The sequence below is a fragment of the Pseudomonas moorei genome, from assembly GCF_042846945.1.
Lineage (GTDB): Bacteria > Pseudomonadota > Gammaproteobacteria > Pseudomonadales > Pseudomonadaceae > Aquipseudomonas > Aquipseudomonas moorei.
In genome coordinates this window covers 3,981,667-4,003,973 of the sequence record NZ_AP035776.1, presented here as the reverse complement: position 1 = coordinate 4,003,973, position 22,307 = coordinate 3,981,667, and the positions used below count along the sequence as shown (strand labels likewise).

Annotated in this window: 20 protein-coding genes, 3 pseudogenes and 1 riboswitch; of the genes and pseudogenes, 9 read left to right on the top strand and 14 right to left on the bottom strand. The window is 57.5% G+C overall.

The window, feature by feature from the left end; translation table 11 throughout:
- Positions 1–299 precede the first annotated feature (299 nt).
- The 5 genes and pseudogenes from map to ACGJAX_RS18915 form a co-directional block, all read right to left on the bottom strand.
- Positions 300–1,094, bottom strand: coding sequence for a type I methionyl aminopeptidase (map, locus tag ACGJAX_RS18935; protein WP_390955706.1), 795 nt, complete (start codon positions 1,092–1,094; stop codon positions 300–302).
- A complete protein-coding gene (locus ACGJAX_RS18930; RefSeq protein WP_390955705.1) occupies positions 1,091–1,357 on the bottom strand; it encodes a ParD-like family protein in 267 nt (88 codons plus the stop codon). The genes map and ACGJAX_RS18930 overlap by 4 nt, the downstream gene beginning before the upstream one ends.
- Positions 1,358–1,502: 145 nt before the next feature.
- Positions 1,503–2,006, bottom strand: a complete 504-nt coding sequence (locus ACGJAX_RS18925; protein ID WP_390955704.1) for a GNAT family N-acetyltransferase — start codon at positions 2,004–2,006, stop codon at positions 1,503–1,505.
- 216 nt (positions 2,007–2,222) lie between these two features.
- Entirely contained in the window at positions 2,223–3,440 is a 1,218-nt protein-coding gene (locus ACGJAX_RS18920) for a DUF3422 family protein (protein WP_390955703.1), read from the bottom strand.
- 197 nt (positions 3,441–3,637) lie between these two features.
- Positions 3,638–3,928 (bottom strand): annotated as a pseudogene (locus tag ACGJAX_RS18915) (DNA/RNA non-specific endonuclease); the annotation flags it as partial.
- 306 nt (positions 3,929–4,234) lie between these two features.
- Between ACGJAX_RS18915 and istA the strand changes: the two are divergent.
- From istA to ACGJAX_RS18900, 3 genes and pseudogenes are all read left to right on the top strand, one after another.
- Positions 4,235–5,734, top strand: a complete 1,500-nt coding sequence (gene istA, locus ACGJAX_RS18910) for an IS21-like element ISPpu27 family transposase (protein WP_390959928.1) — start codon at positions 4,235–4,237, stop codon at positions 5,732–5,734.
- Positions 5,727–6,530, top strand: coding sequence for an IS21-like element helper ATPase IstB (gene istB / locus ACGJAX_RS18905; protein WP_010466203.1), 804 nt, complete (start codon positions 5,727–5,729; stop codon positions 6,528–6,530). Before istA ends, istB begins: the two co-directional genes overlap by 8 nt.
- Positions 6,531–6,688: 158 nt before the next feature.
- Positions 6,689–8,029 (top strand): annotated as a pseudogene (locus ACGJAX_RS18900) (IS66-like element ISPpu19 family transposase); the annotation flags it as partial.
- Here the strand turns inward: ACGJAX_RS18900 and ACGJAX_RS18895 are convergent.
- The 3 genes from ACGJAX_RS18895 to crcB all read right to left on the bottom strand — a co-directional run bounded on the left by ACGJAX_RS18895 (position 8,030) and on the right by crcB (position 10,914).
- Positions 8,030–9,850: an HAD-IC family P-type ATPase gene (locus ACGJAX_RS18895; protein WP_390955702.1), complete on the bottom strand. Its 1,821-nt coding sequence runs from the start codon at positions 9,848–9,850 to the stop codon at positions 8,030–8,032.
- A gap of 346 nt (positions 9,851–10,196) precedes the next feature.
- Positions 10,197–10,520, bottom strand: coding sequence for a DUF190 domain-containing protein (locus ACGJAX_RS18890; RefSeq protein ID WP_090185463.1), 324 nt, complete (start codon positions 10,518–10,520; stop codon positions 10,197–10,199).
- Between the two features lie 10 nt (positions 10,521–10,530).
- On the bottom strand, positions 10,531–10,914 hold the full coding sequence (gene crcB / locus ACGJAX_RS18885) for a fluoride efflux transporter CrcB (protein ID WP_090185466.1): 384 nt from the start codon (positions 10,912–10,914) through the stop codon (positions 10,531–10,533).
- Positions 10,915–11,056: 142 nt separating this feature from the next.
- Positions 11,057–11,119: riboswitch (Fluoride riboswitch) on the bottom strand.
- 159 nt (positions 11,120–11,278) lie between these two features.
- Here crcB and ACGJAX_RS18880 point away from each other — a divergent pair.
- From ACGJAX_RS18880 to ACGJAX_RS18865, 4 genes are all read left to right on the top strand, one after another.
- Complete coding sequence (locus tag ACGJAX_RS18880) at positions 11,279–12,358, top strand: ArsO family NAD(P)H-dependent flavin-containing monooxygenase (protein WP_390955701.1); 1,080 nt, start codon at positions 11,279–11,281, stop codon at positions 12,356–12,358.
- A 28-nt stretch (positions 12,359–12,386) separates the two neighbouring features.
- Positions 12,387–13,424, top strand: coding sequence for a permease (locus tag ACGJAX_RS18875; RefSeq protein ID WP_390955700.1), 1,038 nt, complete (start codon positions 12,387–12,389; stop codon positions 13,422–13,424).
- A gap of 19 nt (positions 13,425–13,443) precedes the next feature.
- Positions 13,444–13,680, top strand: coding sequence for a thioredoxin family protein (locus ACGJAX_RS18870; protein ID WP_017337836.1), 237 nt, complete (start codon positions 13,444–13,446; stop codon positions 13,678–13,680).
- A 63-nt stretch (positions 13,681–13,743) separates the two neighbouring features.
- Positions 13,744–13,995 (top strand): hypothetical protein, encoded by a 252-nt coding sequence (locus ACGJAX_RS18865; protein WP_090185472.1) that lies wholly within the window; start codon positions 13,744–13,746, stop codon positions 13,993–13,995.
- Here the strand turns inward: ACGJAX_RS18865 and ACGJAX_RS18860 are convergent.
- From ACGJAX_RS18860 to ACGJAX_RS18835, 6 genes and pseudogenes are all read right to left on the bottom strand, one after another.
- Positions 13,953–14,810, bottom strand: coding sequence for a hypothetical protein (locus ACGJAX_RS18860; RefSeq protein ID WP_390955699.1), 858 nt, complete (start codon positions 14,808–14,810; stop codon positions 13,953–13,955). The two genes, ACGJAX_RS18865 and ACGJAX_RS18860, sit on opposite strands and share 43 nt — an antisense overlap.
- 10 nt (positions 14,811–14,820) lie before the next feature.
- Entirely contained in the window at positions 14,821–15,552 is a 732-nt protein-coding gene (locus ACGJAX_RS18855; RefSeq protein ID WP_390955698.1) for a DNA/RNA non-specific endonuclease, read from the bottom strand.
- A gap of 160 nt (positions 15,553–15,712) precedes the next feature.
- A pseudogene (locus ACGJAX_RS18850) lies at positions 15,713–16,288 on the bottom strand (DNA/RNA non-specific endonuclease); the annotation flags it as partial.
- A gap of 446 nt (positions 16,289–16,734) precedes the next feature.
- A complete protein-coding gene (locus ACGJAX_RS18845) occupies positions 16,735–17,742 on the bottom strand; it encodes an Ldh family oxidoreductase (RefSeq protein ID WP_390955697.1) in 1,008 nt (335 codons plus the stop codon).
- 165 nt (positions 17,743–17,907) lie between these two features.
- Positions 17,908–18,888 carry a GlxA family transcriptional regulator gene (locus ACGJAX_RS18840; RefSeq protein WP_090327378.1) on the bottom strand — a complete coding sequence of 327 codons (981 nt, stop codon included), beginning with the start codon at positions 18,886–18,888 and terminating at the stop codon, positions 17,908–17,910.
- 83 nt (positions 18,889–18,971) lie between these two features.
- Positions 18,972–19,298, bottom strand: a complete 327-nt coding sequence (locus ACGJAX_RS18835; protein WP_390955696.1) for a carboxymuconolactone decarboxylase family protein — start codon at positions 19,296–19,298, stop codon at positions 18,972–18,974.
- A 234-nt stretch (positions 19,299–19,532) separates the two neighbouring features.
- On the opposite strand from ACGJAX_RS18835, the gene ACGJAX_RS18830 reads away from it, so the two are divergent.
- Complete coding sequence (locus ACGJAX_RS18830; protein WP_390955695.1) at positions 19,533–20,906, top strand: glutamine synthetase family protein; 1,374 nt, start codon at positions 19,533–19,535, stop codon at positions 20,904–20,906.
- A 7-nt stretch (positions 20,907–20,913) separates the two neighbouring features.
- A complete protein-coding gene (locus ACGJAX_RS18825; RefSeq protein WP_390955694.1) occupies positions 20,914–22,305 on the top strand; it encodes an aldehyde dehydrogenase family protein in 1,392 nt (463 codons plus the stop codon).
- Positions 22,306–22,307 lie beyond the last annotated feature (2 nt).

Below are 22,307 nucleotides of genomic sequence, written 5' to 3'. Positions count from 1 at the left end.
TTTTGTAAGGGAATGATTCATGGGCCGATGAAAACAACTTCCAACAAATAATCAAAATCGATTTGTTGTATTTCAAATATAAGTTGAGCTTATTTGTAAAAAATTTATATTGATTATCAATGGGTTGGATTTTTTGTGAGTGCCGTTTTGGCCAAAACATCGTTCGATTTGGTCAGGCGGAGAGTGGTGATGAAAGGCGGCGCGATCGTGCCGCCTGATGGGCAGCCCGGTCTGTAAGCATTGCGCTCACAGCCAAGATCCAATGGAAGACAGCTGCTGTCTTCCATTGACTGGATGGGCTAGATACCGATGGCCGGGTATTCATCGCTTTGATCGGGCCAGGCCGACAACACCTGGAAGCCATCGTCGGTGACCGCCACCATGTGCTCCCACTGGGCCGATAGCGAGTAATCCTTGGTGATCACTGTCCAGCCGTCCGCCAGGGTTTTCACATGGCGCTTTCCGGCGTTCAGCATTGGCTCGATGGTGAAAATCATCCCGGCCTTCAACTTCAGTCCCTGGCCCGGATAGCCGTAATGCAGGACTTGCGGTTCATCGTGGTAGACCTTGCCGATACCGTGCCCGCAGTATTCACGAACAACACTGAAGCCATCCCTTTCCGCGACCGCCTGAATCGCATGCCCGATATCGCCCAGCGTTGCCCCGGGGCGCACGACTCGAATGCCGGCGCACATGGCTTCGTAGGTGGTCTTGACCAAGCGTCGAGCCTGCGCGCTGGGCTCGCCGACGAAGTACATGCGGCTGGTGTCGCCGTACCAGCCGTCCTTGATGACTGCGATGTCGATATTGACGATGTCGCCATCCTTCAACGGCTTGTTCGAAGGGATGCCATGGCAAACCACTTCGTTGACGGAGGCGCACACGGTTTTCGGGAAGCCGTGATAGCCGACATTGCCCGGTATGGCCTGTTGCACGTTGACGATGTAGTCGTGGCAGATCCGATCGAGTTCGTCGGTGGTCACTCCCGCTTTCACATGGGGGGTAATCATGGCCAGAACCTCGGCGGCCAGCGCACCTGCAGCGCGTGACTTGGCGATGTCGGCGGGCGTGTTGATCTTGACGTTCGCCTTCATGGCTTGGCTCCGCAGGTTGCAAGGGATGGCGAGCCTTGCGAGACATCCGCCAGCGCACAGAGTTGTTGCACATCCAGGCCGCCGGCCAGTTCGGCACGAATCAGCAGGCGCGAGATTTCGCTGTGGTCAAGATTTGGATGTAACTCCGAGAGCATTCCGATGCGCATCCAGTGCTCGGCTTGAGCATTGATCGAGCGACTCAGCGCATTGCTGGCGACGCGCAAGTTCTCGTGCATGTCTTCTGAAATTTTTACGATACCCATGATATTCACTATATGAAATGCATATGGATCGTATATTAATCGCTTTGCGCCTGAATTCAAATGGCCGCCATGACATGCAAACGCCCCGGTCAAGGGGCGCCATGACCGATGTGTCGGTCCGCTTTGGGTCATTTCATTGAGCCAGTTAAATCGAAAGAACGAACCGGCATTCGTCCCCGGCCTGGTCGTCAGGCCCTGATTGATCAGGCAAGAACCCGCAGCGATCCAGGACTTTTCGGGAGCCCAGGTTCTCTTCGTACACATAAGCAATCAACTGGTTGAGATCCCAACGCACCTTTGCTTGCTCGATCAGATGCCTCAGCGCCAGGGTCGCCAGCCCCTTTCCGCAGGCCTGTTGATCGATCCGGTAACCTACCTGGGCAGAACGCTGCGACACGTCGATGCATTTCAAATTGGCCCGGCCCACGATGCATTCGCTGGAATCCTCGATCACAAACGGGTGCCAGGCGCCCATAGCAAAGTCGGACAAATAGCTCTCGATGTGCTCGGCGACGCCTTGCAATGAATAAAACGAAGGGTCACGCGCATCAATTTGAGATTCGAACCAGGCACGGTTGCGCATTTCAAATGCCAGCAATGCCTCAGTGTCCGTACTTTTCAGCTCGCGAACGGTGAATGATTTCCTCAAGCCCTTCTCCTGTGCCCCAGGCCGAAAGCGGACAAGAATGCCCAGCGCCTCCAGACTTGAGAGCGGTCGTTTAGCGGTCGATCCCTATGCGGCAGGCACACCCTGAGGGGATGCCTGCCGACCGTCGCCCACCTTCACGCAAAGCCCCCGATCAAGTCAACGCCCTGCCCTCTCCCGCATGAGCACCCGTAACAGCATGCAGCGAGCCTGATCGCCTCAATGACCTTTGACTTTCCTGATACGGAGCACGATCAACGCAAGGATGCCGATCGCCAACGGCGTCATGGCCAGCATGGCCTCTCGCGGCGCCACGCCGACACCGAGCAGGTGCAAACCCGAGTAGCCCAGCTTGAGCAGATTCAGCAAGTAGTAGGTAATGGCGATGATCGACAGGCCTTCCACGGCGCGCTGGATCTTGATCTGCGCATCGGCTCGGGCGTTGAGGCTTTTGAGAATTTCCGAATTCTGTTCTTCCATCTCGACCTGGACCCGTGCCTGAAGCAGATCACCCAGGTTGGCCACGCTTTCGGCCAAGTGTTCCAGGCGCTGTTCAGTGGCGGTGCAGTACCTGACGGTGGGTTTGAAGCGGCGATCGATAAACACACCAAGACGCTGGCAGTCGCCGACGTGAGTTTCGCGCAACTCACCCAAACGCTCGAACACCAGTTGCGCATAGGCCTGTGTGGCACTGAAGCGGTGACGGGTCTTCGCGGTACTGCTGACCACTTGCGCCGACAGGTTGGAAATATCCGCCAGCAGCGCCTTTGCATTACTGCCATGGGGATCGGCGTTGCGTTCCGAGAGCGTGACCAGGGTCTTGTCAAACTCATCGAGCTGCGCGCTCAGGGTCTTGGCCATGGTCAGGGATAACGAGGCCATCATCCGGTAGGTCTCGATCTCCAGCAGGCGGCGAATCATTCGGCCCTGGCGGTAAGCGTTGAGGCGCCGGTTGACGAACAACAGGTGGTTGACGCCGTCCTCGCTGATACGAAAATCGCTCCACACCACCGCATCGCCACCGCCCACGCAGGAACCGCAAGGGTCCTTGAAGCCATAGCGGGACAGGTCCAGCCCGGCTTCACCCCGCACCACGATCTGCACCGAGTTGATCAGCGCCGGCAAATGCGCTTCGACCTTGCACGCCAACAACTCGGGCAAGGTTGTCCAGATCAGGTCATCGCGGGAGGAAGTGACCACCAGGGTCAGGGTGAAGAACTCGGCATGGCGCTCCCATTTCAGCGCGTGGCCTTCGAGCCGGGTAATGCCCTGGGCGGCATTCAGGTCGAGGGCGTCAAGGCCGCAGCTTTGCAGGAAGGCATTGCATGCCTGTTCGTTGCCGAGGAAGGCCAGATGAAATACATGGGCCGGCTCATCGAAATACAGTGACGGACGCGCGTGCAGTTCGTTGTGCAGGCTTTGTCGTAACGGGTGCATGTGGTGTGGCCATGTTGGAGTTGTTTTTGGCGCTTACGATCGATGCGCACTTGAAGCACGGCATCGTCGACTGCTGTTGTGAGTGGGACTGGCCAAAGAACCCATGAGTCACGCCAATGACAATCAACCCGGCCACCGGAACTGAATGAAGCCCCCAAAGGTTGCAGCCAACTTTTGGGGGGCAGCCCATCAAGCCGTCAGGTACGCCCTACCGAACCCGAGACCGGCAGATTGCCCAGCAAGTTGAGCCCGGTGCTCTTGACGAACGCGTCATAGTCCATCGGCCGCTCGATACGGGTTTCGGCATTGGGCAGCACGTAGGCCCAGGCACGTTTGGACGATGCGTCGTAGACCAGCTTGAACAGGCGGGTCGGTACCCACACCTTGTTGTCGCCGACGGTGGCGTGGCCTGAATCAAAGAGCGGGCCGGTAAAGACATAGACATCACCATTGGCTCGCTGGGCGAACTTTCTGACATCAGACTTGAGGGCCTGGCTAAGTTGCATGAAGTATTCGCCCAGGCGTTTGCGAGGCAGGCTTGTCTGGCAGGGAGGCGCTTGTATTTGAGCAATCCATGACCACTGGATTTGGACAGTCCTGCAGGGTTATGTGCTACTCCGCTATCTCGGATACCCTCGCGACAAAATCAAGATTCTGCATGGCGGCTACAGCCCTTGGCTGTTGCCGCTGACCGAAAACTGACCCAGTAAAGGCTGTTCTGCCGACTGAAAACTGACCCAGGTGTTCAACTGCTTCTGCTCACTTTTCGAGCAGGAGAACACAGGGTGATCAGCATGGAAATGTTGGGAAAAATCCGGCGGATGTACTTCCGCGACAAGCTCTCGCTGCATCAGATAGCCAAGCGTACCGGACTGTCGAGAAACACCATTCGAAAATGGGTCAGAGCACCCGAAGCCACCCAGCCGGCCTACCAACGGTGCGCAACCTTCAACAAACTCAGTCCATTTCACGAGACGCTGGAGCAGGCGCTCAAGGCCGATTCGTTTCGGGCAAAGCACAACCGCAGGAGTGCCAAAACACTCTTCGAACAGATCAAGGCCGAGGGGTACGACGGCGGCTACAGCCAACTCACCGCCTTTATACGCTCGTGGCGCGGCGAGCAAGGCAAGTCTTTACGAGCTTTTGTGCCGCTGACCTTTGCACTCGGGGAGGCCTTTCAATTCGACTGGAGCGAAGAAGGTCTGCTGATCGGCGGCCTGTTCCGACGCATCCAGGTCTCCCATATGAAGCTGTGCGCCAGTCGCGCATTTTGGTTGGTTGCGTATCCCAGCCAAGGCCACGAGATGTTGTTCGATGCCCATACCCGCTCGTTTGGCGCGTTAGGTGGGGTGCCGCGTCGCGGCATCTACGACAACATGAAGACCGCTGTCGACAAGGTCAACAAGGGTAAGGGCCGCACGGTCAATGCTCGGTTTGCCGTGATGTGTGCGCACTACCTGTTCGACCCGGACTTCTGCAACGTCGCTTCCGGCTGGGAAAAAGGCATCGTTGAAAAGAACGTCCAAGACAGCCGACGGCGCATCTGGCTCGATGCTCAAAACTGCATGTTCCACACCTTCGAGGAATTGAATGCCTGGCTCGGCCAACGCTGCCGTGCGCTCTGGGGCGAACTGCTGCACCCGCAGTACAACGGGCTGACCGTGGCGGACGTCCTGGAGCTGGAACGCGCTGAATTGATGCCGATGCCGACTGCCTTTGATGGCTACGTCGAGCGCACCGTACGGGTCTCCAGCACCTGCCTGATCAGCGTGGCGCGAAATCGCTACTCGGTGCCGTGTGAGCGGGTCGGCCAGTGGGTCAGCAGCCGTTTGTATCCTTCCCGGGTGGTGGTCATCGCCGATGAAACGACGATTGCCAGCCACGAGCGTCTGTTTGATCGAGATCAGGTCAGTTTTGACTGGCAGCATTACATCCCGCTTATCGAGCGCAAGCCTGGAGCGCTGCGCAATGGCGCTCCGTTTGCTGATCTGCCGAAGCCGTTGCAGCTGTTAAAACGCGGTCTGAGGCGTCACGCCAATGGTGATCGAGTCATGACGCAGGTACTGGCGGCAGTTCCCATCGCCGGGCTCGATGCCGTGTTGGTGGCTGTGGAGTTGGTACTTGAATCAGGCAGCTTGAGTGCTGAGCACATCCTGAATGTCCTGGCTCGACTGACATCGACAGCAGCCCCTCCGTCCGCCGAAACCAGCCTTCAACTCAAGATAGCGCCTGTCGCCAATACGGCACGCTACGACCGGCTCCGTACCACCGATGAGGAGACTCGCAATGCGTGATCTTATGGCGGAACTCAAAGAACTGCGTCTGCATGGCATGGCCAGCGCCTGGGAAGAACTAGCCTCGCAAGGAGAAGCTTCGACGGCATCCTCGAAATGGCTACTTGAGCATCTTCTCCAACAAGAACATGCGGATCGAGCGGTGCGCTCAGTGAACCACCAGATGAACATGGCCAAACTCCCCATGCATCGTGATTTGGCCGGCTTCGACTTCAGCGCTTCTAGCGCAGATGCCCGCCTGATCAGGGATCTGTCCAACCTGGAGTTCACCGATACCGCGCAGAATGTCGTATTCATCGGCGGGCCTGGAACAGGCAAAACACACCTCGCCACCGCCTTGGCTGTGTCCGGGATCACGACGCATCACAAACGCGTGCGCTTCTACTCCACGGTGGATCTGGTCAATCTGCTGGAGCGCGAAAAGTACGATGGCAAGACGGGCCGCATCGCTCAAGGGCTGTTACGAACAGACCTGGTGATACTCGATGAACTGGGGTATTTGCCCTTCAGCCAGAGCGGTGGTGCCCTGTTATTTCACTTGCTGTCCAAGCTGTACGAGCACACCAGCGTGGTCATCACCACCAACCTCAGCTTCTCGGAATGGTCGAGTGTGTTTGGTGACGCCAAGATGACAACGGCGTTGCTGGATCGGCTGACACACCACTGCCACATCGTCGAAACGGGCAACGAGTCCTACCGCCTGCAACACAGCAGCTTGGTCGCCCAGACCAAGATCAAATCACGTGAACGAAAGCGCAAAGACAATGATGGTGCCGAGGACGATGAGCTGTTTTGATCTGCACCAAAAATACCCTGCCGCATGCCCACATGCGGTGGGGCTTTAATGCCTCTTCCACCGGGACACGACTGCTAAGCTTATCCACAATTGCTGATGCCAAAATCAGCAATCCGCCCTGGGTCAATTTTCAATCGGCAGGGTGGGTCAGTTTTCAATCAGCGCCAACAGCCAGTCTGCTTGATGACCTGATCGATACTGATATAGCGGCGATTGAGGCCGAGCTTCAGGCGTTGCAAATAGCACCAGCAGCGACCGAGGAAAAGCAAAAGCCCAAGCGCACGGCATTGCCGGCAGAATTCCCACGCACGTTGATCCATCACGAGCCGGACAACACTCACTGCCCATGCGGCTGCGCACTGAAGCGCATCGGTGAAGATGTCAGTGAAAAGCTGGACTACACGCCGGGTGTGTTTACCGTTGAGCGCCATGTTCGTGGCAAGTGGGTTTGCGATGACTGCGAAACGCTGATCCAGGCGCCGGTGCCGGCGCAGGTCATCGACAAGGGCATCCCGACGGCCGGGTTACTTGCTCACGTCATGATTGCGAAGTTCGCTGACCATCTTCCGCTTTACCGTCAGGAATCGATTTTTGGTCGTGCCGGCTTGGCGATTCCACGCTCCACGCTGGCTCAGTGGGTTGGCATGACAGGCGTGCAGTTGCAGCCTCTGGTCGATGCCTTGCGGGACGTAGTGATCGGGCAACAGGTCATGCACGCGGATGAAACACCCGTGCAAATGCTTGCTCCAGGCTCGAAAAAAACTCACCGATCTTATGTTTGGGCATACGCCACCAGCCAGTTCTGCGAGACAGCCGCTGTCGTCTACGACTTCAGCCCCAGCCGCGCCGGCGAGCATGCTCGTAACTTCCTGCAAGGCTGGAAAGGCAAGTTGGTTTGCGATGATTTTGGCGGTTACAAGGCCAGCTTCGAACTCGGCGTGACCGAGATCGGCTGCATGGCCCATGCCCGGCGCAAGTTCTTCGAGTTGCACGCAACCAACAAGAGCCAGATCGCCGAGCAGGCCCTGCGCTACATCCAGCTGTTGTACGAAGTCGAGAGCGAAGTACGCGACCTGGAGCCGAATTTACGGCGCCGAATACGGCAAGAAAAAGCCGTACCGGTGATGGATAGGTTGCATGCCTGGATGATCGCGCAGCGTGATGTTGTGCCCGAAGGGTCGGCTATCAGCAGAGCACTCGATTACAGCCTCAAACGCTGGGCAGCGCTGTCGCGCTACCTCGATGACGGGGCGGTTCCCATTGATAATAATTGGGCGGAGAACCAGATCCGGCCATGGGCTCTTGGACGCAAGAACTGGCTCTTCGCCGGGTCACTACGCAGCGGAAAACGGGCTGCGGCGATCATGAGTTTGATCCAGTCAGCACGGCTGAATGGCCATGATCCGTACGCCTATCTAAAGGATGTTCTCACGCGCCTGCCGACGCAGCGGGCGAGTGAAATTGAGCAGTTGCTTCCGCATAAGTGGCAGCCGGTTTAATCACGCAAGACGTGATGCCCGGACGCATACGCTCTTGGCGACATCGGTAGCGGTACTGACCGCTATTCCAACTTCGGCTTGACGGAGAGCTGGAGCGTCGTTGACGCCGTCGCCCGTCATTCCGGTTACGTGCCCTGCGGCTTGAAGATGCTTTACCACGATATATTTATCTTCCGGGTACACTTCGGCAAATCCGTCAGCACCGCCGAAAAGGTCGTCTCCGGCACCCGTTTGTGAGCTCGCGGCCTTTAAATCCGCGACGCGCCGGATCTGGGTGAGTCCGACGCCTTCGCCGATCTGGAGTGCCACCGGGAGCGCGTCCCCTGTCAGCATCTTGACCTGGACTCCCAACTCATTAAGAGTTGAGATAAGTTGCCTGGCGTCCGGTCGCGGAGGATCGTACAACTCCACGAGTCCAATCAGTACAGGGACGCCATCCTCGGCGCCGCGAGCTACCGCTAGCGTGCGAAAGCCTTTTGCCGCTGACTCGCTGACGCGCGCATCCAACGTCTCGATTTCGAGAGGCAGGAGTCCACAAGCTTCGGCGATGGTGCGCACGGCGCCCTTCATTACGCGCACCCGCTGACCATTCTGCTCAATAACAGCTTCCGTCCGCCGAGTTTTCGCATCGAATGGAGCGAAGGATACGGTTGTTCCAACGGCAATGCCGTCGAAGACATGATGTGTTTTAGCTGCGGCGAGAAAGGCAAGATCTATAGGATCCTGGTTGGATTCCTGTGACGCTAGCGCGCCCGCGATCAGAACGTCGGCTTCCGTCGAGCGTTTTAGTGGGGTCACTCCCGTGACCGCCAATTGATTCATTGTGATTGTGCCTGTCTTGTCCACGCAAAGGACGTCCATCGTCGCGGCGTCTTCCGCAGCACTCAACCGAGTGACAAGCACCCCACGCTGGGCCAGTTCCTTCGACCCGAAAGCCATGCTGACGGTGAACATAACGGGAAGAGCTACAGGTACCGCGCTCATGAGTAGGACAAGCAGGAGAGGAATCATTTCGAGCAGCGGCACGCCGCGAATCAGCGATAGCATGAGCACCACGCCAAGTAGCACACCAACAATGACAAACAGCCAGCGCACGATCTTAGTCACGACCGCTTCGATATGAAGTTTCGGATGCGCCTGCTGCACGAGTTCTGTGGTTCGGCCGAAATAGGTTTGTGCCCCCGTAAGGATCACCACGCCGTTGCCTTCCCCACGACGGACGATAGACCCGGAGGAGAGGACTTCGCCGGGTGCTTTATCAGTTTCTTTCGACTCGCCCGTTAGCGCCGATTGATCCAGGCTCATCGCGCCGGTGAGGAGTTTCACATCTGCTGGAATGATGTCACCTGAGCGTACGCGGATAATGTCACCTGGTACCAGTTCTCGGGCGGTAATCACCTGCCACTTCGAGTCGCGCAGCACTCGGGTATTAACCTGTAAGCGTTTTTGTAGAGCTTTGACGACGCCAGCGGCGCGCTGTTCCTGAGTGAAACTCAGTACAGCGTTGACAACCAGTAATACGCCCACAACTGCAAGATCAGTATAGTTTCCCAGTACAGCGGATAAAATCATGATCAGTTCGAGCATCCAAGCCGAGATCCCCCAGAATTTTCGCTGGAATCTCAAAGCCGGATGCCCTTTCGTCTCCGCTACTTCGTTGTAGCCGTGCTCCTTGCGCTGCGTTTCGACCTGCGCATGCGTGAGACCTACATCAGGGTTAACATGCAGCGCTGCAAGCGTTTGAAGAACCGTTGCAGCGGCGATGTCAGTTGCGTTTACTGGAGGAGGCCGAGCGTCGGAGTCATTTTTGAGGGGGCTCATCCTGAATCTCCTTCTCTATCGTTTACGCAAGTCACACTGGTTTTGGTGGGTGGATCGTAAGGCCTCATTCGTCTGCGACATTCGCCCAAAATACGCCCGTTACCAAGGTTTTTAGATTTTCTTAAAACGCTCCTTAGCAAAACCAGAATCCGGTGTTGCGCAGCCCCGTCCCTCTGCATTGTCTTTCCAAACCTGAGCGGGTTGCTCACCTGACCGCCTCGCACTAGATTGGAGAACGGCTTGGAGGGATTTCAAAAACGGTAAAAAACTCATAGGTGATCGAGTTACCAATCGAGATTCCACATAGCTCAAATTCGCATCTCCCAGATTATAGGAAGGGTTCAGGCTAACTGGCCTTCTTGCCGACAGTGCCCAACTCGATAGGAGCTTTTATATAAAACACAGAGATGTCCTCAACCTCCAACCTCTTGAACAACCTTTCAGATTCATCCTCGGTAATTGCCATACGAATCTCTGTAGGCTGATCTGCCAACTCAAAAAAGTGGGAGGAATGCAGCCGCCCCGTGTGTCCAAAGCCCTCAATGGCCGTAGACAAGGTCGCACCGCGCAGCCCCATTTCTTTAGCCAAATCAACGATCCACTCGCCAAGCATCTTTCCCTGATAACGACGGTTCTGTTGAGTAAAGAAAATCACCAGAAAGCCTTTCATTACCATCTCCTTAACGCGTGCCAATCATTTGATAGGACAAAAGCCCGGCAGCGGTCATCGCTAACGAGCCTACAACGTGCAATGAAATTGAGCCGAACGCCCACAGAAGTCTACCCTCCTGAATCAGGGCAACTGTTTCGGCTGAAAACGTGGAGAAGGTGGTGAGCCCCCCACAGAAACCCGTGATGATCAGCAGGCGCCATTCAGGGCTTAAGGTGGGGGACGCGGCCAAGAAAGCGATAGCTAACCCAATGATGTAGCCTCCGACCAAGTTCGCGACCACAGTGCCTGGCGGAATCGTAGGGAACAGTCCGTTCAGTGTCATGCCCAAGAGCCAGCGCAACCAGGCACCAAGGGATGCGCCGATAGCTATGACGAGAAGTGACTTCAGCATGGTCGCATGTCTCCCCAGGACTGATAGAACCGAGGAGGTGCTGATAAGCGCAAATTACGAGTGGTAGCTGATATGAGATTTTGAGTCACGATCCTGTCCTGAATTGGAGAACAGGGAGACGCACCTACGCACCCTGTCCAGGGTTCACGTAGGCATCATCAGCACAAAGGCGGTTATAAGGAGGAATGCCATCTCCTGTTTTCATCCTAAAGCAGCGGCGGCCGGAGATTCAAGCCATAACAAGCTTGAATTGAAGCATTCAGTCAATGTCGATCAGCATTCTCAACATATGAGCTAGATCAGTTGGATTCAAACTTGGGTCGCTATACTGGATACCGCCCAACATCGACTCAAGGGTTTCCCCATGACTCCTTCGCCCAGCGACCAACGAGATGTAGTGATTATCGGTGGGGGTCAGTCAGCCTTGGCGGTAGCGTATTTCCTGCGCCGAACTCAACTTTCGTTCGTTATCCTCGACGCAGAGGAGGAGCCCGGTGGTGCCTGGCGGCGTGGCTGGAACTCGCTGCGTTTATTCTCCCCGTCCACCTGGAGTTCGATCCCTGGCTGGATGATGCCTCCTGCGCAGGAGGGGTATCCAACGCGAAATCATGTAATCGACTATCTCAACCAATATGAGCTGCGCTACCAGTTTCCTGTTGAGCGTCCGGTTCGGGTCGTTTCTGTGGAACGCTTAGAGTCTGGCTTACGAGTACGTTCTGACGACAGGTATTGGGATGCCAAGGTTGTAATCAGCGCTACCGGCACCTGGAGCAATCCGTATATCCCTCACTACCCTAATGCCGAGTTATTCGCCGGTCGGCAATTGCACTCCGCGAACTATGTCGAAGCACAAGCCTTTGTTGGCAAGAAGGTTTTGGTGGTGGGTGGTGGCAATTCAGGAGCGCAGATTTTGGCAGAGGTATCCAAGGTCGCCGAGACCACTTGGGTAACCGCTACTGAACCGGTCTTTTTGCCTGACGATGTGGATGGACGGGTACTGTTCGAGCGCGCCACTCAGCGCTTGAAGGCCCAGCAAGAGGGGCGTGTCATTGACCAGCCAGTCGGCGGGTTGGGAGACATTGTCATGGTGCCGCCAGTTCTGGAAGCCCGTGAGCGTGACGTCCTCAAATCTGTGCGCCCCTTTGAACGCTTCACTCGCGATGGTGTGATGTGGGCCGATGGATCTGAATCTGTAGTGGATGTGGTGATCTGGTGTACCGGATTCAGGCCCGCACTTCAGCATCTGGATACGCTGGGGGTGATCGACACTGAAGGTCGTGTTGAGGTCGAAGGCACTCACTCGATCCAAGAGCCAAGACTATGGCTGGTGGGCTATGGCGAGTGGACAGGTTCGGCTTCCGCCACGCTGATCGGTGTAACACGCACAGCACGCAGCACAGTCAATGAGATCGCGACCTATCTTGGCGATCCGTCCATGACCTAGTGTGCCTACACCCCTAGGAGTAGAGGACATGAATGAAATGATCGTGCGCTGGCCTGAGCGCAATCCCCGCATGTTTTTAGCGGTAGCAGCGCTTGTCTGGTTCGGATTGTATGAAGCCCTGATACCTATTTCAGAGGCTTTGGTCGCAGCGCTTCCTGTTGATCGCAAGAGCCACCTTGGGGGCGCCTTACAGTTTTTTTTCTACGACACGCCCAAAGTGCTGATGCTGTTGACCGGCATCGTGTTCTTGATGGGCATGATCAACTCTCACTTCACGCCTGAACGCACCCGCGCAATGTTGGCGGGTCGAAGCGAGGGCACGGCCAATGTCATGGCGGCCTCTCTCGGTGTGTTTACCCCGTTTTGCTCGTGCTCAGCCGTTCCTCTGTTTATAGGTTTTGTTCAAGCTGGAGTGCCCCTGGGGGTGACTTTCTCTTTCCTCATTTCTGCGCCCATGGTGAATGAGGTAGCGCTGACACTGCTACTTGGCCTGTTCGGCTGGAAAGTTGCATTGCTATACATCAGCCTGGGATTGTTTATTGCGATTGTTGCCGGCTGGGTCATTGGGCGTCTGAAAATGGAGGCCTATCTGGAAGACTGGGTTCGCGATATGCCCAAGATCCAGGCAACCGCTGCAGACACGAGTATGCCGCTTTATGAGCGGATAAATGCCGGGTTCAGCAGCGTGCGTGAAATCGTCGGAAAAGTATGGCCTTACATCCTTGCTGGCATTGCCATTGGCGCAGGCATTCACGGGTATGTACCTGAGGATTTCATGGCCAGCTTCATGGGCAAGGAAGCCTGGTGGTCAGTTCCACTCGCGGTTCTTATCGGCATCCCCATGTATACCAATGCGGCAGGCATCATCCCCATTGTGCAGGCACTGCTCGCAAAGGGCGCAGCGCTGGGCACTGTGCTGGCCTTTATGATGAGTGTCATCGCTCTATCGCTTCCGGAGATGGTGATATTGCGCAAGGTGCTGAAAGTTCGCCTGATAGCCACCTTCACTGGGGTCGTCGCCGTCGGCATTCTCATCGTTGGTTACATCTTCAACTTCGCGTTGTAATCCACCTACCGAGGCTTTTATGAAAGACATCAAGGTTCTGGGCACCGGTTGTGCAAAATGTAAATCGACAGTAGCCATCATCGAACAGGTGGCGAGTGCGAAAGGCGTCCCCGTTAAGCTGGAAAAAATCGAAGACATGCAACAGATCGTCGGCTACGGGGTCATGTCCACCCCGAGTGTCGTGATTGATGGAAAGGTTGTTCACTCAGGGGGCATCCCGAGCCGTGAAAAGGTTGAAGAATGGCTCAGCGCTTGAGTCAAGTGCCCCTGCACACCCAACAAGACTCGGTTGTGAGAGGCCTAGCCTGTTGTACTGCGGATGCACCAGCTCGCTCCAGAGTGCAAGACAGCGCTGGCCGAGCCAGACATTCATCTTGTTGCCACAGCGGACGCTCTCACACTGCTCCTGCATAACCAGCACGCCATTAGCGCGGCCATTGAAGAGGTGACAAAGTGGCTCTCTGAAAATGGACTGGGGAGTGTCGCGGCTAACGCAATTGCGGCAATGGAAACGCTGGGCACAAACGCTCAAGGCATCACAGACGCCATCATGCGACTACGGAGGTTATAGGCATCATCTACCCCCCCCCCGCCCGTGGCCCTTCCTTGATGAGCGAGTCCCGCCTCATAGCTGCCAGTCGCGACAGGCAGAAATTGGCCGATTCTGTTGAAAAAGTCGGCAATGGTTTCCGCGTTAGAAAAGTACACGCTTGAGATTGAAATATTTTTGGCTTGGCCGCCACTGAGCACAAAACCATCAAACAACAGGCTCTCAATATACTCTTCAGGAAATGCCGGCGCGCTATCAGCGACTATTGGGACGTCCCCTGGCAAGGCAACAGCCCGCACCACTTTAGCGCTTTCGGTGGCGGCCTCTCGGCCTTTGGTATGGTTTAGCAGCGATGCAGCTTTTGACGTATTCCAACGGCGCCAGAAGGCAATTTGCTCGACTACAGAAGCGGGCCGGCGAAAGGGATTAATGGCTGTGGTCTTGAAGCGCTCGTGGAGCCAGTCACTTATCTCGCAGACCAGGCTCACCAATCGATTAACTCGCTGCTGCGTCCTGGAATGCCACCAGAGACCTGTGGGGTCATCGCTATCCTGAATGGTTCCATACAAGAGGGCATTAGCAAACGAATTAAGTAGTCGGCTGCGATCCCCTACCTTAGCAAACTCACAGGCCTTCACCGCCAGGAAGTCTATGAAAAGACCGGCAGCCTGGGCGTAGGTTGCCTCGGTAGAGAAGTCGAGGTTTCTGGCCTGGAAATAATGAAAAAGTGGCCAAACGGGAGTTCCGCCGGCCACGATGAGATGGATGAGTTTACCACTCCGCTCTGAATCAGCGACTACGAGACAAAGATGGGAATGTTCATGTAATGAACGCATTTTGTTGAGGCTATCCCTTCAACTGAACACCTGGCAGGAGTTCAATACCGATGCGATTAACCAGTTCACGATAGGAGATGGGCTTTGTAACGGTGGCATCATCTTTGTTTTCAACCCAGTAGGCCCAAGCTCGCTGCGCATTCGGATCATAAACCAACTTAAAGAGATGCGTAGGTACCCAGACATGCCCACGACCAATGGTTGCCACCTGTCCCTCAAAAGCCGGGCCAGTGAACACATAAACATCGCCTTGAGCACGCATGACGTAATGGCGGGTAGCCGCCTCAACCCGACGTGCCCAAACACCCCTATTATTTTCAGGCGCTTGCGGCACCATATTGGCCAGGGAAAAACTTTGGGCCATCGAACCAGGTGTGGGCATATCGGCTGCGGGTGACATGTGCCCTCGATCATAACCAGAGCCTTTGTAGTCGTTCAGCGAGGCTCGCTCAGCTGAAGGCAGTCGTGCGTCTTCATAGAACTTGTTTGTGCGTTCTTCGTCCTTGGCATCGGCAAGCCGAGCGCGATTAAGTCGCTCTACCGTATAGACAGGGGTCTTGCTCTCTCCTGAATGCAGCACTGCAAAGGATTCAAAGCAGATTTCACGCAACTTGGCCTTGTTTATAACCTGAGGGACAACCTTTCCTGGGAAGTAATCACGGCACGCGTCAAACGCCGCATATGCACCTGAAGGAGCAATTGCCAAACCAACCAATAAAAAGGCTAAAAGGACTTTCTTCATACAACGACCATTAGAAGTATATAGTTACTGGGGTAATTTAAAAAAAACGAACACTCAGACAACTCCAGAGATGCAGGCTTTTTCGTATAGAAATCTACTAATTTTTAGGCAGATGGCGAGCTTATACGGCCTGCGATGAGTATTCAGCTGGGGTGAAGTACCAGATCTTGCGGTTGTTGGTGGGGTCTTGCGGCACCATGTTCGACAGCGCAAAGGACTGCGCCATTGCATTGGGGTTCGGTGCATCGGCGGCCGGGGATTGATGGCCACGGTCCACCGCCGGATGCTGGCTACGGTAGTCGCTCAACTCGGCCCGCCCGCTCTTGGGAATGCGTGGGTCCGGATAGAACTGATTGGTGCGCTCCTCCCCTTTGGCGTCCTGCAGCTGCGCGGCGTTAAGGCGCTCGACCACGATCAGCGGCGTCTTGCTGGTTTGCGAGTACAGCACCGCAAAGTTGTCGGAGCACAGGGCCAGGGGTTTCATCGTTGCCGACACAGTGGCCATGCTGAGCGGTTTCGCCGCCGGGAACAGATCGGCGCAGCCGTCAAACGATGCCTGCTTCTGCTTGTTGGAATAAAGGTCCAGGGCCGCGGCCTGGCTGATCGACCCCGAGCGCGACGTCGATTCCTGATGCTGGGTGGGCAGCTTGATGAAATCCATCAGACCGCGGGCTTGTGCCCCGGACGAGAGCAAAACAAGGGCCGACAGCCCAACTGCAATTTTGCGTAGGTACATGCGTTAAATCTTCGATGTGGATGGAGGGGCAAACGAACGCGAGTCCCGATTCACGGAACCCGGTGAAGGCGGTGCGGATTATATGGCGGCGAGCATGTTTTCACTGTCCTTGATCAAAATACCGAGGCGAACGCGGTCGGCGTCGAGCCATGCGACCTATGAGGATCGGTGCGGGCTTTATTGACCATGGCAAATCATATAAGTGCCGGGCCCACACACTGGCTCTCAGCGTTTTGGGTGGTTTCAAGGTGGGCGGTCAGGGTCGAGAGTGCAGGCCGTGTTGTAGCGCGTCCTCCACTGACGGAACTCAATCAACCTGAGGGAGCGAGCTTGCTCGCGATAGCGGCGTGTCAGTCGACAAAGAGACTGAATCAATGGCCCCCTATCGTCGGAGCGCCGCCCGGAACAAGCTCGCGCCTGGTGGGACAAGTGGCGTGCCGTTGCAATCAGGTCAGGAGTGCCTTCAGGTCGTTGTACAGGGCCTCGGGAATCTGCACCCCCTGCACCACACTGCGCGCTCGCGCCGCATAACGGCGCTGCGACGGCAAACGCGCGCCCTGCCCTTCAATGCCCTGAAACAACGCCTCGGCCCTGGCCAGATGCTCCTGCGTCGAGTCGCCCAGAAAGCGTCGGGGATCCAGTGCGATAATGAGTTCGCCATGGTACGGCGAAGACTTGCTGCCAGCGTCGTAAGCCAGCGATTCGGCGCTGGTCAGGTCACCGATCAACGGCCCGGCGATCAACTCGACCATGGCCGCCAGCGCCGAGCCCTTGTGCCCGCCAAACGTCAGCATCGCGCCGCTGTCGAGCACCACGTTGGCGTCGGTTGTCGGCTGGCCCTGCGCGTCCACGCCCCAACCTTCGGGGATCGCCTCGCCGGCGCGGCGGTGCAGTTCGATGTCGCCACGGGCGATGGCGCTGGTGGCAAAGTCGAACACAAAGGGATCCTGTTCCCTACGCGGCCAGCCAAAGGCAATGGGATTGGTGCCGAACACCGGCAAGCGCCCCCCGGCCGGCGCTACCCAGGCATGGCTCGGGTTGCACGCCAGCGCGACCAGCCCCTCTGCGGTCAGTTGCTCGATCTCCACCCATAGCGCGGAAAAATGCACGCAGTGGTTGATCGCCAGAGCGGCAATGCCATTGGCTCGGGTTTTCTGCGCGAGCAACGGCAACCCCGCCTGGAACGCCAATTGCGAGAAGCCCCCCCCGGCATCCACCCGCACGATCGACGGCGCCTGGTCGATCACCTGCGGCTCGGCCGTGGCCGACACCTTGCCGGCCCGCAGGGAATTCACACACCCCAGAACCCGGTACAAGCCATGGGTGGCGCAGCCATCTCGCTCGCCGGCGATCACCGTCGCCGCCACCGCTTGCGCATGGGCCAGATTAAAACCGTTGTGCAACAGGATCGATTCGGCCAGCTCTCGGGCTTCGATCAGGCTCAGTTGAATCATGGTCATCTCCTTGAACAGACCGCTCAGGATGGTCTGTTCAAGGCTGGCTGGCTTGATGGCTTTGGCCGCGGAGGATGACGAAATCGGCACAGCGCTGTTGCGCAAAATCGCGGGTATCGAAGCGCCGATTCGACAAGCTCGTTCGCGCTGATTCAGGAACGGGTTTTATTTGACGAGGCGCTTTTCCTTCGATGGCCGGTAACCGAAGTAGGCGCTGTAGCACTTGCTGAAATGGCTGGGTGAAACGAACCCGCAGGCCACCAGCACATCGACCTGGGACAGCTCGGTGTGCTGCAACAGCCGCCGCGCTTCCGTGATACGCAGCTCCATGTAGTAGCGTTGCGGCGTCGTGCCCAGTTGCTCGCGGAACAAACGCTCCAGCTGCCGCCGCGAACGTCCCGCGTAGACCGCCAGTTGTTCCAGCTCCAGCGGCTCTTCGAGGTTGGCATCCATCAACTTGACCACCTCACGCAATGGCGCGCTGACACAGATGTTCTCGGTGGGCTTGATGCGTCGGTAACGAGACTCCTCGAACGCCAGGATGTCCTCGATGCCCTCGACGAGCGCCTTGTCGTGCAGGCCTTTGATCCAGTCCAGCGCCATGTGGAACGCCCCGGAAGGACTGGACGCGGTGAGCCGGTCCCGATCGATGATATAGGGCTCACTGCTGACCTGCGTGGCCTTGCAGAACTCCGCGAGCGCCGGGCGATGCTCGGGGTGAATGGCGCAGCGGTAACCCTCGAGCAAACCGGCCTTGCCCAGGAACCATGCACCGTTCCACAAGCCAGCCAGACTGACGCCCTGCTCCGATGCGGTTCTGAGCAGGGTGACAAAACCGTCACTGGCCTTCAGTTCCGTCCGATAGCCACCGCAAATGACCAGCAGGTCGAGCGCTTTGATCTCTGCACAGTCGAGCCGGGCATCGGGCCGGATCACCAACCCCAGATCGCTGACCACTTCGCCGTCGTTCAGGCCAAAGGTTCGCGAAGCAAAAGCCCCCGGGCGCAACAGATTGGCCGTGACAAAGGTATCCAGCGCCTGGGTAAACGCAGGCAACGAGAAATGTTCAAGCAACAGGAATCCTGTTCGAACCGTTCGCAGGTCGCCTGTGTGCTCATTGAGATAGCGAAGGTTCTTGCCCTTCATGCCGCCGCTGAATTGCCGTCGTTCGATCAATGCCCGACCCACTCCGTAATCTGTTGGTGAAACGCAATGCCAGGCAGTTGGGACTAGGGTGCCACCTCGTCCATCACATCTTGCGCCCAACTGATGGCGGCCACGACAGTAGGGAAACCGATCGTGCTGGTCAATGCGATCAGCGCGTGGCGGATTTCCTCCTGCGTTGCCCCCGCTTGCGCGGCCCGCCGGGCATGACTGTGAACGGCGCCTTCGGAATGGATGGCCGCCGCGGCGCCAAGCTGGATCAACTGGACCGCTTTCTCCTCCAGCGGCCCCGCCTCACGCACGGCCGCACCCAACGCCTCCACGGCGTCCAGGTACTGCGGGTATTGCTGCTTGAGGTGACGGTAGGTGTTGTGCTCGTTCTTCTTTGCCATTTCCTTTCTCCTCGCGAACCCGCGCCGGCCTGCACCGAAGGGTCCATTCCCGGCAGTGTTCAAGCCAATTTATAAGGCTTTGATCAGCGAAACTTGCGAAAAGCGACAGTAGGCTAAGCTTAGTGCAGCTTATTGCTCACGATGCTCGCATCTGCAGGTTTTGGGTTTTTCTGGAGAGCGTCTGCAACAGCTAACTCAGACAGGCCCAACACCATTTGCGCAGGACTTGCCGTGATGACCGAGCCTCTCCTCAGCTTTGATGAACTCAAGCGTGCTGCCGCCTCTGGCGAAATCGATACCGTCCTGGTGTGCATGGTCGACATGCAGGGGCGACTGGTCGGCAAGCGCTTTCAGGTCGAGTTTTTCATCGACAGCGGCCACGAAGAAACCCACTGCTGCAATTACCTGCTGGCCGACGACATCGACATGGAGCCGGTTCCCGGTTATGCCGCCGCCAGCTGGAGCAAAGGCTACGGCGACTTTGTGCTCAAGCCTGACATGAGCACCCTGCGCAAGGTGCCCTGGCTTGAATGCACGGCGCTGGTGCTCTGCGATGTGCTTGACCATCACCATCGACGGGACCTGCCGCACAGCCCCCGGGCGATTCTGAAAAAACAGGTCGAGCGTCTGCGTGAGCGCGGCTACACCGGCATGTTCGCCTCGGAGCTGGAGTTCTACCTGTTCGACGAAAGTTACGAAGCCATCCACAAGCGCAATTACCACAAGCCGAAAACCGCGGGTCACTACATCGAGGACTACAACATCCTGCAGACCACCCGCGAAGAGCCGGTGCTGCGGGCGATTCGCAAGCACCTGCAGGCGTCAGGCATTCCCGTGGAGAACTCCAAGGGCGAATGGGGACCGGGCCAGGAAGAAATCAACATCCGTTACGCCGATGCCATGACCATGGCCGACCATCACGTCATCATCAAGCATGCCTGCAAGGAGATCGCGCAACTGCAAGGCAAGGCGATCACATTCATGGCCAAGTGGCGCTATGACGCCGCCGGTTCCAGCAGTCACATCCACAATTCGCTGTGGGACAAGAACGCCAGAAAACCTCTTTTTTACGACGCCAAGGCCGAGTTCGGCATGTCGAAACTGATGCGTTCCTGGGTGGCCGGGCAGCTTAAATACGCCAACGACATCACCTGTTTTCTCGCGCCCTACATCAACTCCTACAAGCGCTTTCAGGCCGGCACCTTTGCCCCGACCCGAGCGGTGTGGAGCCGCGACAACCGCACCGCCGGCTTTCGCCTGTGCGCCGAGGGCAGCAAATCCATCCGCATCGAATGTCGCATTGGCGGCGCCGACCTTAATCCCTACCTGGCCTTCGCCGCGTTGATCGCTGCCGGGCTGGCGGGGATCGACGAGAAACTCGACCTCGCCCCACCCTTCGAGGGTGATGCGTATCTCGACGAGCAACTGCCCGAAGTCTCCAAGACCTTGCGCGAGGCCAGTGCCGCCCTCCAGGGTTCGAGCATGTTGCGCGAAGCCTTCGGTGATGAAGTGGTCGACCACTACGTGCACACCGCCGAATGGGAACAGAAAGAGTACGACCGGCGAGTGACCGATTGGGAATTGCAGCGCGGCTTCGAGCGCTATTGAGACCGACATGTCTTCGACTATTCAGCTTATTTCGCCGGTGGATGGCCGGGTTTACGCCGAGCGCCAATATGCCGAGGCGGCACAGATCGAACAGGCCTTGGCGGCGGCCAAGGTCGCTCAGGCGCAATGGAAACGCCGGCCACTGAGCGAGCGCGCGGCTTTTTGCAGCGCGGCGGTGGACGCGATGCTGGCCATGAAAGACGAGATCGTCCCGGAGCTGGCCTGGCAAATGGGCCGTCCGGTGCGTTTTGGCGCGGGCGAGCTGCGGGGTTTCGAGGAACGCGCGCGTTACATGATCGCCATTGCGCCGCAGGCCCTGGCAGCGGTTGAACCCACGCCCATCGCCGGTTTTCGCCGGCTGATCAAACGTGAACCGCTGGGCACGGTGCTGGTGATTGCTCCGTGGAACTACCCCTACCTGACCGCCGTCAACACGATTATCCCGGCGTTGATGGCCGGCAACGCGGTGATCCTCAAACACGCTTCACAAACCCTGCTGGTGGGCGAACGGTTTGCCGCCGCCATGCATCGCGCCCAACTGCCGCCCGGGTTGTTCCAGAACCTGTTGCTCGACCATGACCAGACCGCCGCGATCATTGCCGGCGGACAGGTACAACAGGTCAATTTCACCGGGTCGGTGGACGCCGGCCGGGCCATGGAAAGCGCGGCCACGGGACGCTTCCTCGGCATGGGCCTGGAACTCGGCGGCAAAGACCCGGCCTACGTGCGGGCCGACGCCCACCTCGAACATGCGGTAGAAAACCTGGTGGACGGCAGCTTCTTCAATTCCGGGCAAAGCTGCTGCGCCGTCGAACGCATTTATGTCGATCAAAAAATCTATCTGCCCTTTATCGAGCGCTTCGCCAACCTGACCCGTCAGTACGTGCTGGGCAATCCACTGGACCCGGCCACCACGCTCGGGCCGCTGGTGACGCCTGGCGCGGCGGTCTTCGTGCGCGCCCAGATCGCCGAGGCCCTGGCCCAGGGCGCCAAGACGCTGATCGATCCGAAGGCCTTTCCCGTCGATGTGCCGGGCAGTGCTTATCTGGCGCCGCAGGTGCTGGTCGATGTCACCCATCACATGTCCGTCATGCGCGATGAAAGCTTCGGTCCGGTGGTCGGCATCATGCCGGTGAGCGGCGACGACGAGGCGCTCGCCTTGATCAACGACAGCGAGTTCGGGCTCAGCGCCTCCATTTGGACCCAGGACCTCGCCGCCGCCGAACGCCTGGGCGACGAGATCGACACCGGCACTCTGTTCATGAATCGCTGCGATTACCTGGACCCGGCCCTGGCCTGGACCGGCGTGAAGAACAGCGGGCGCGGCGTGACCTTGTCGCGGCTGGGCTATGAACACCTGACCCGTGCCAAATCCTTCCATCTGCGCCACGAGATCTGAAC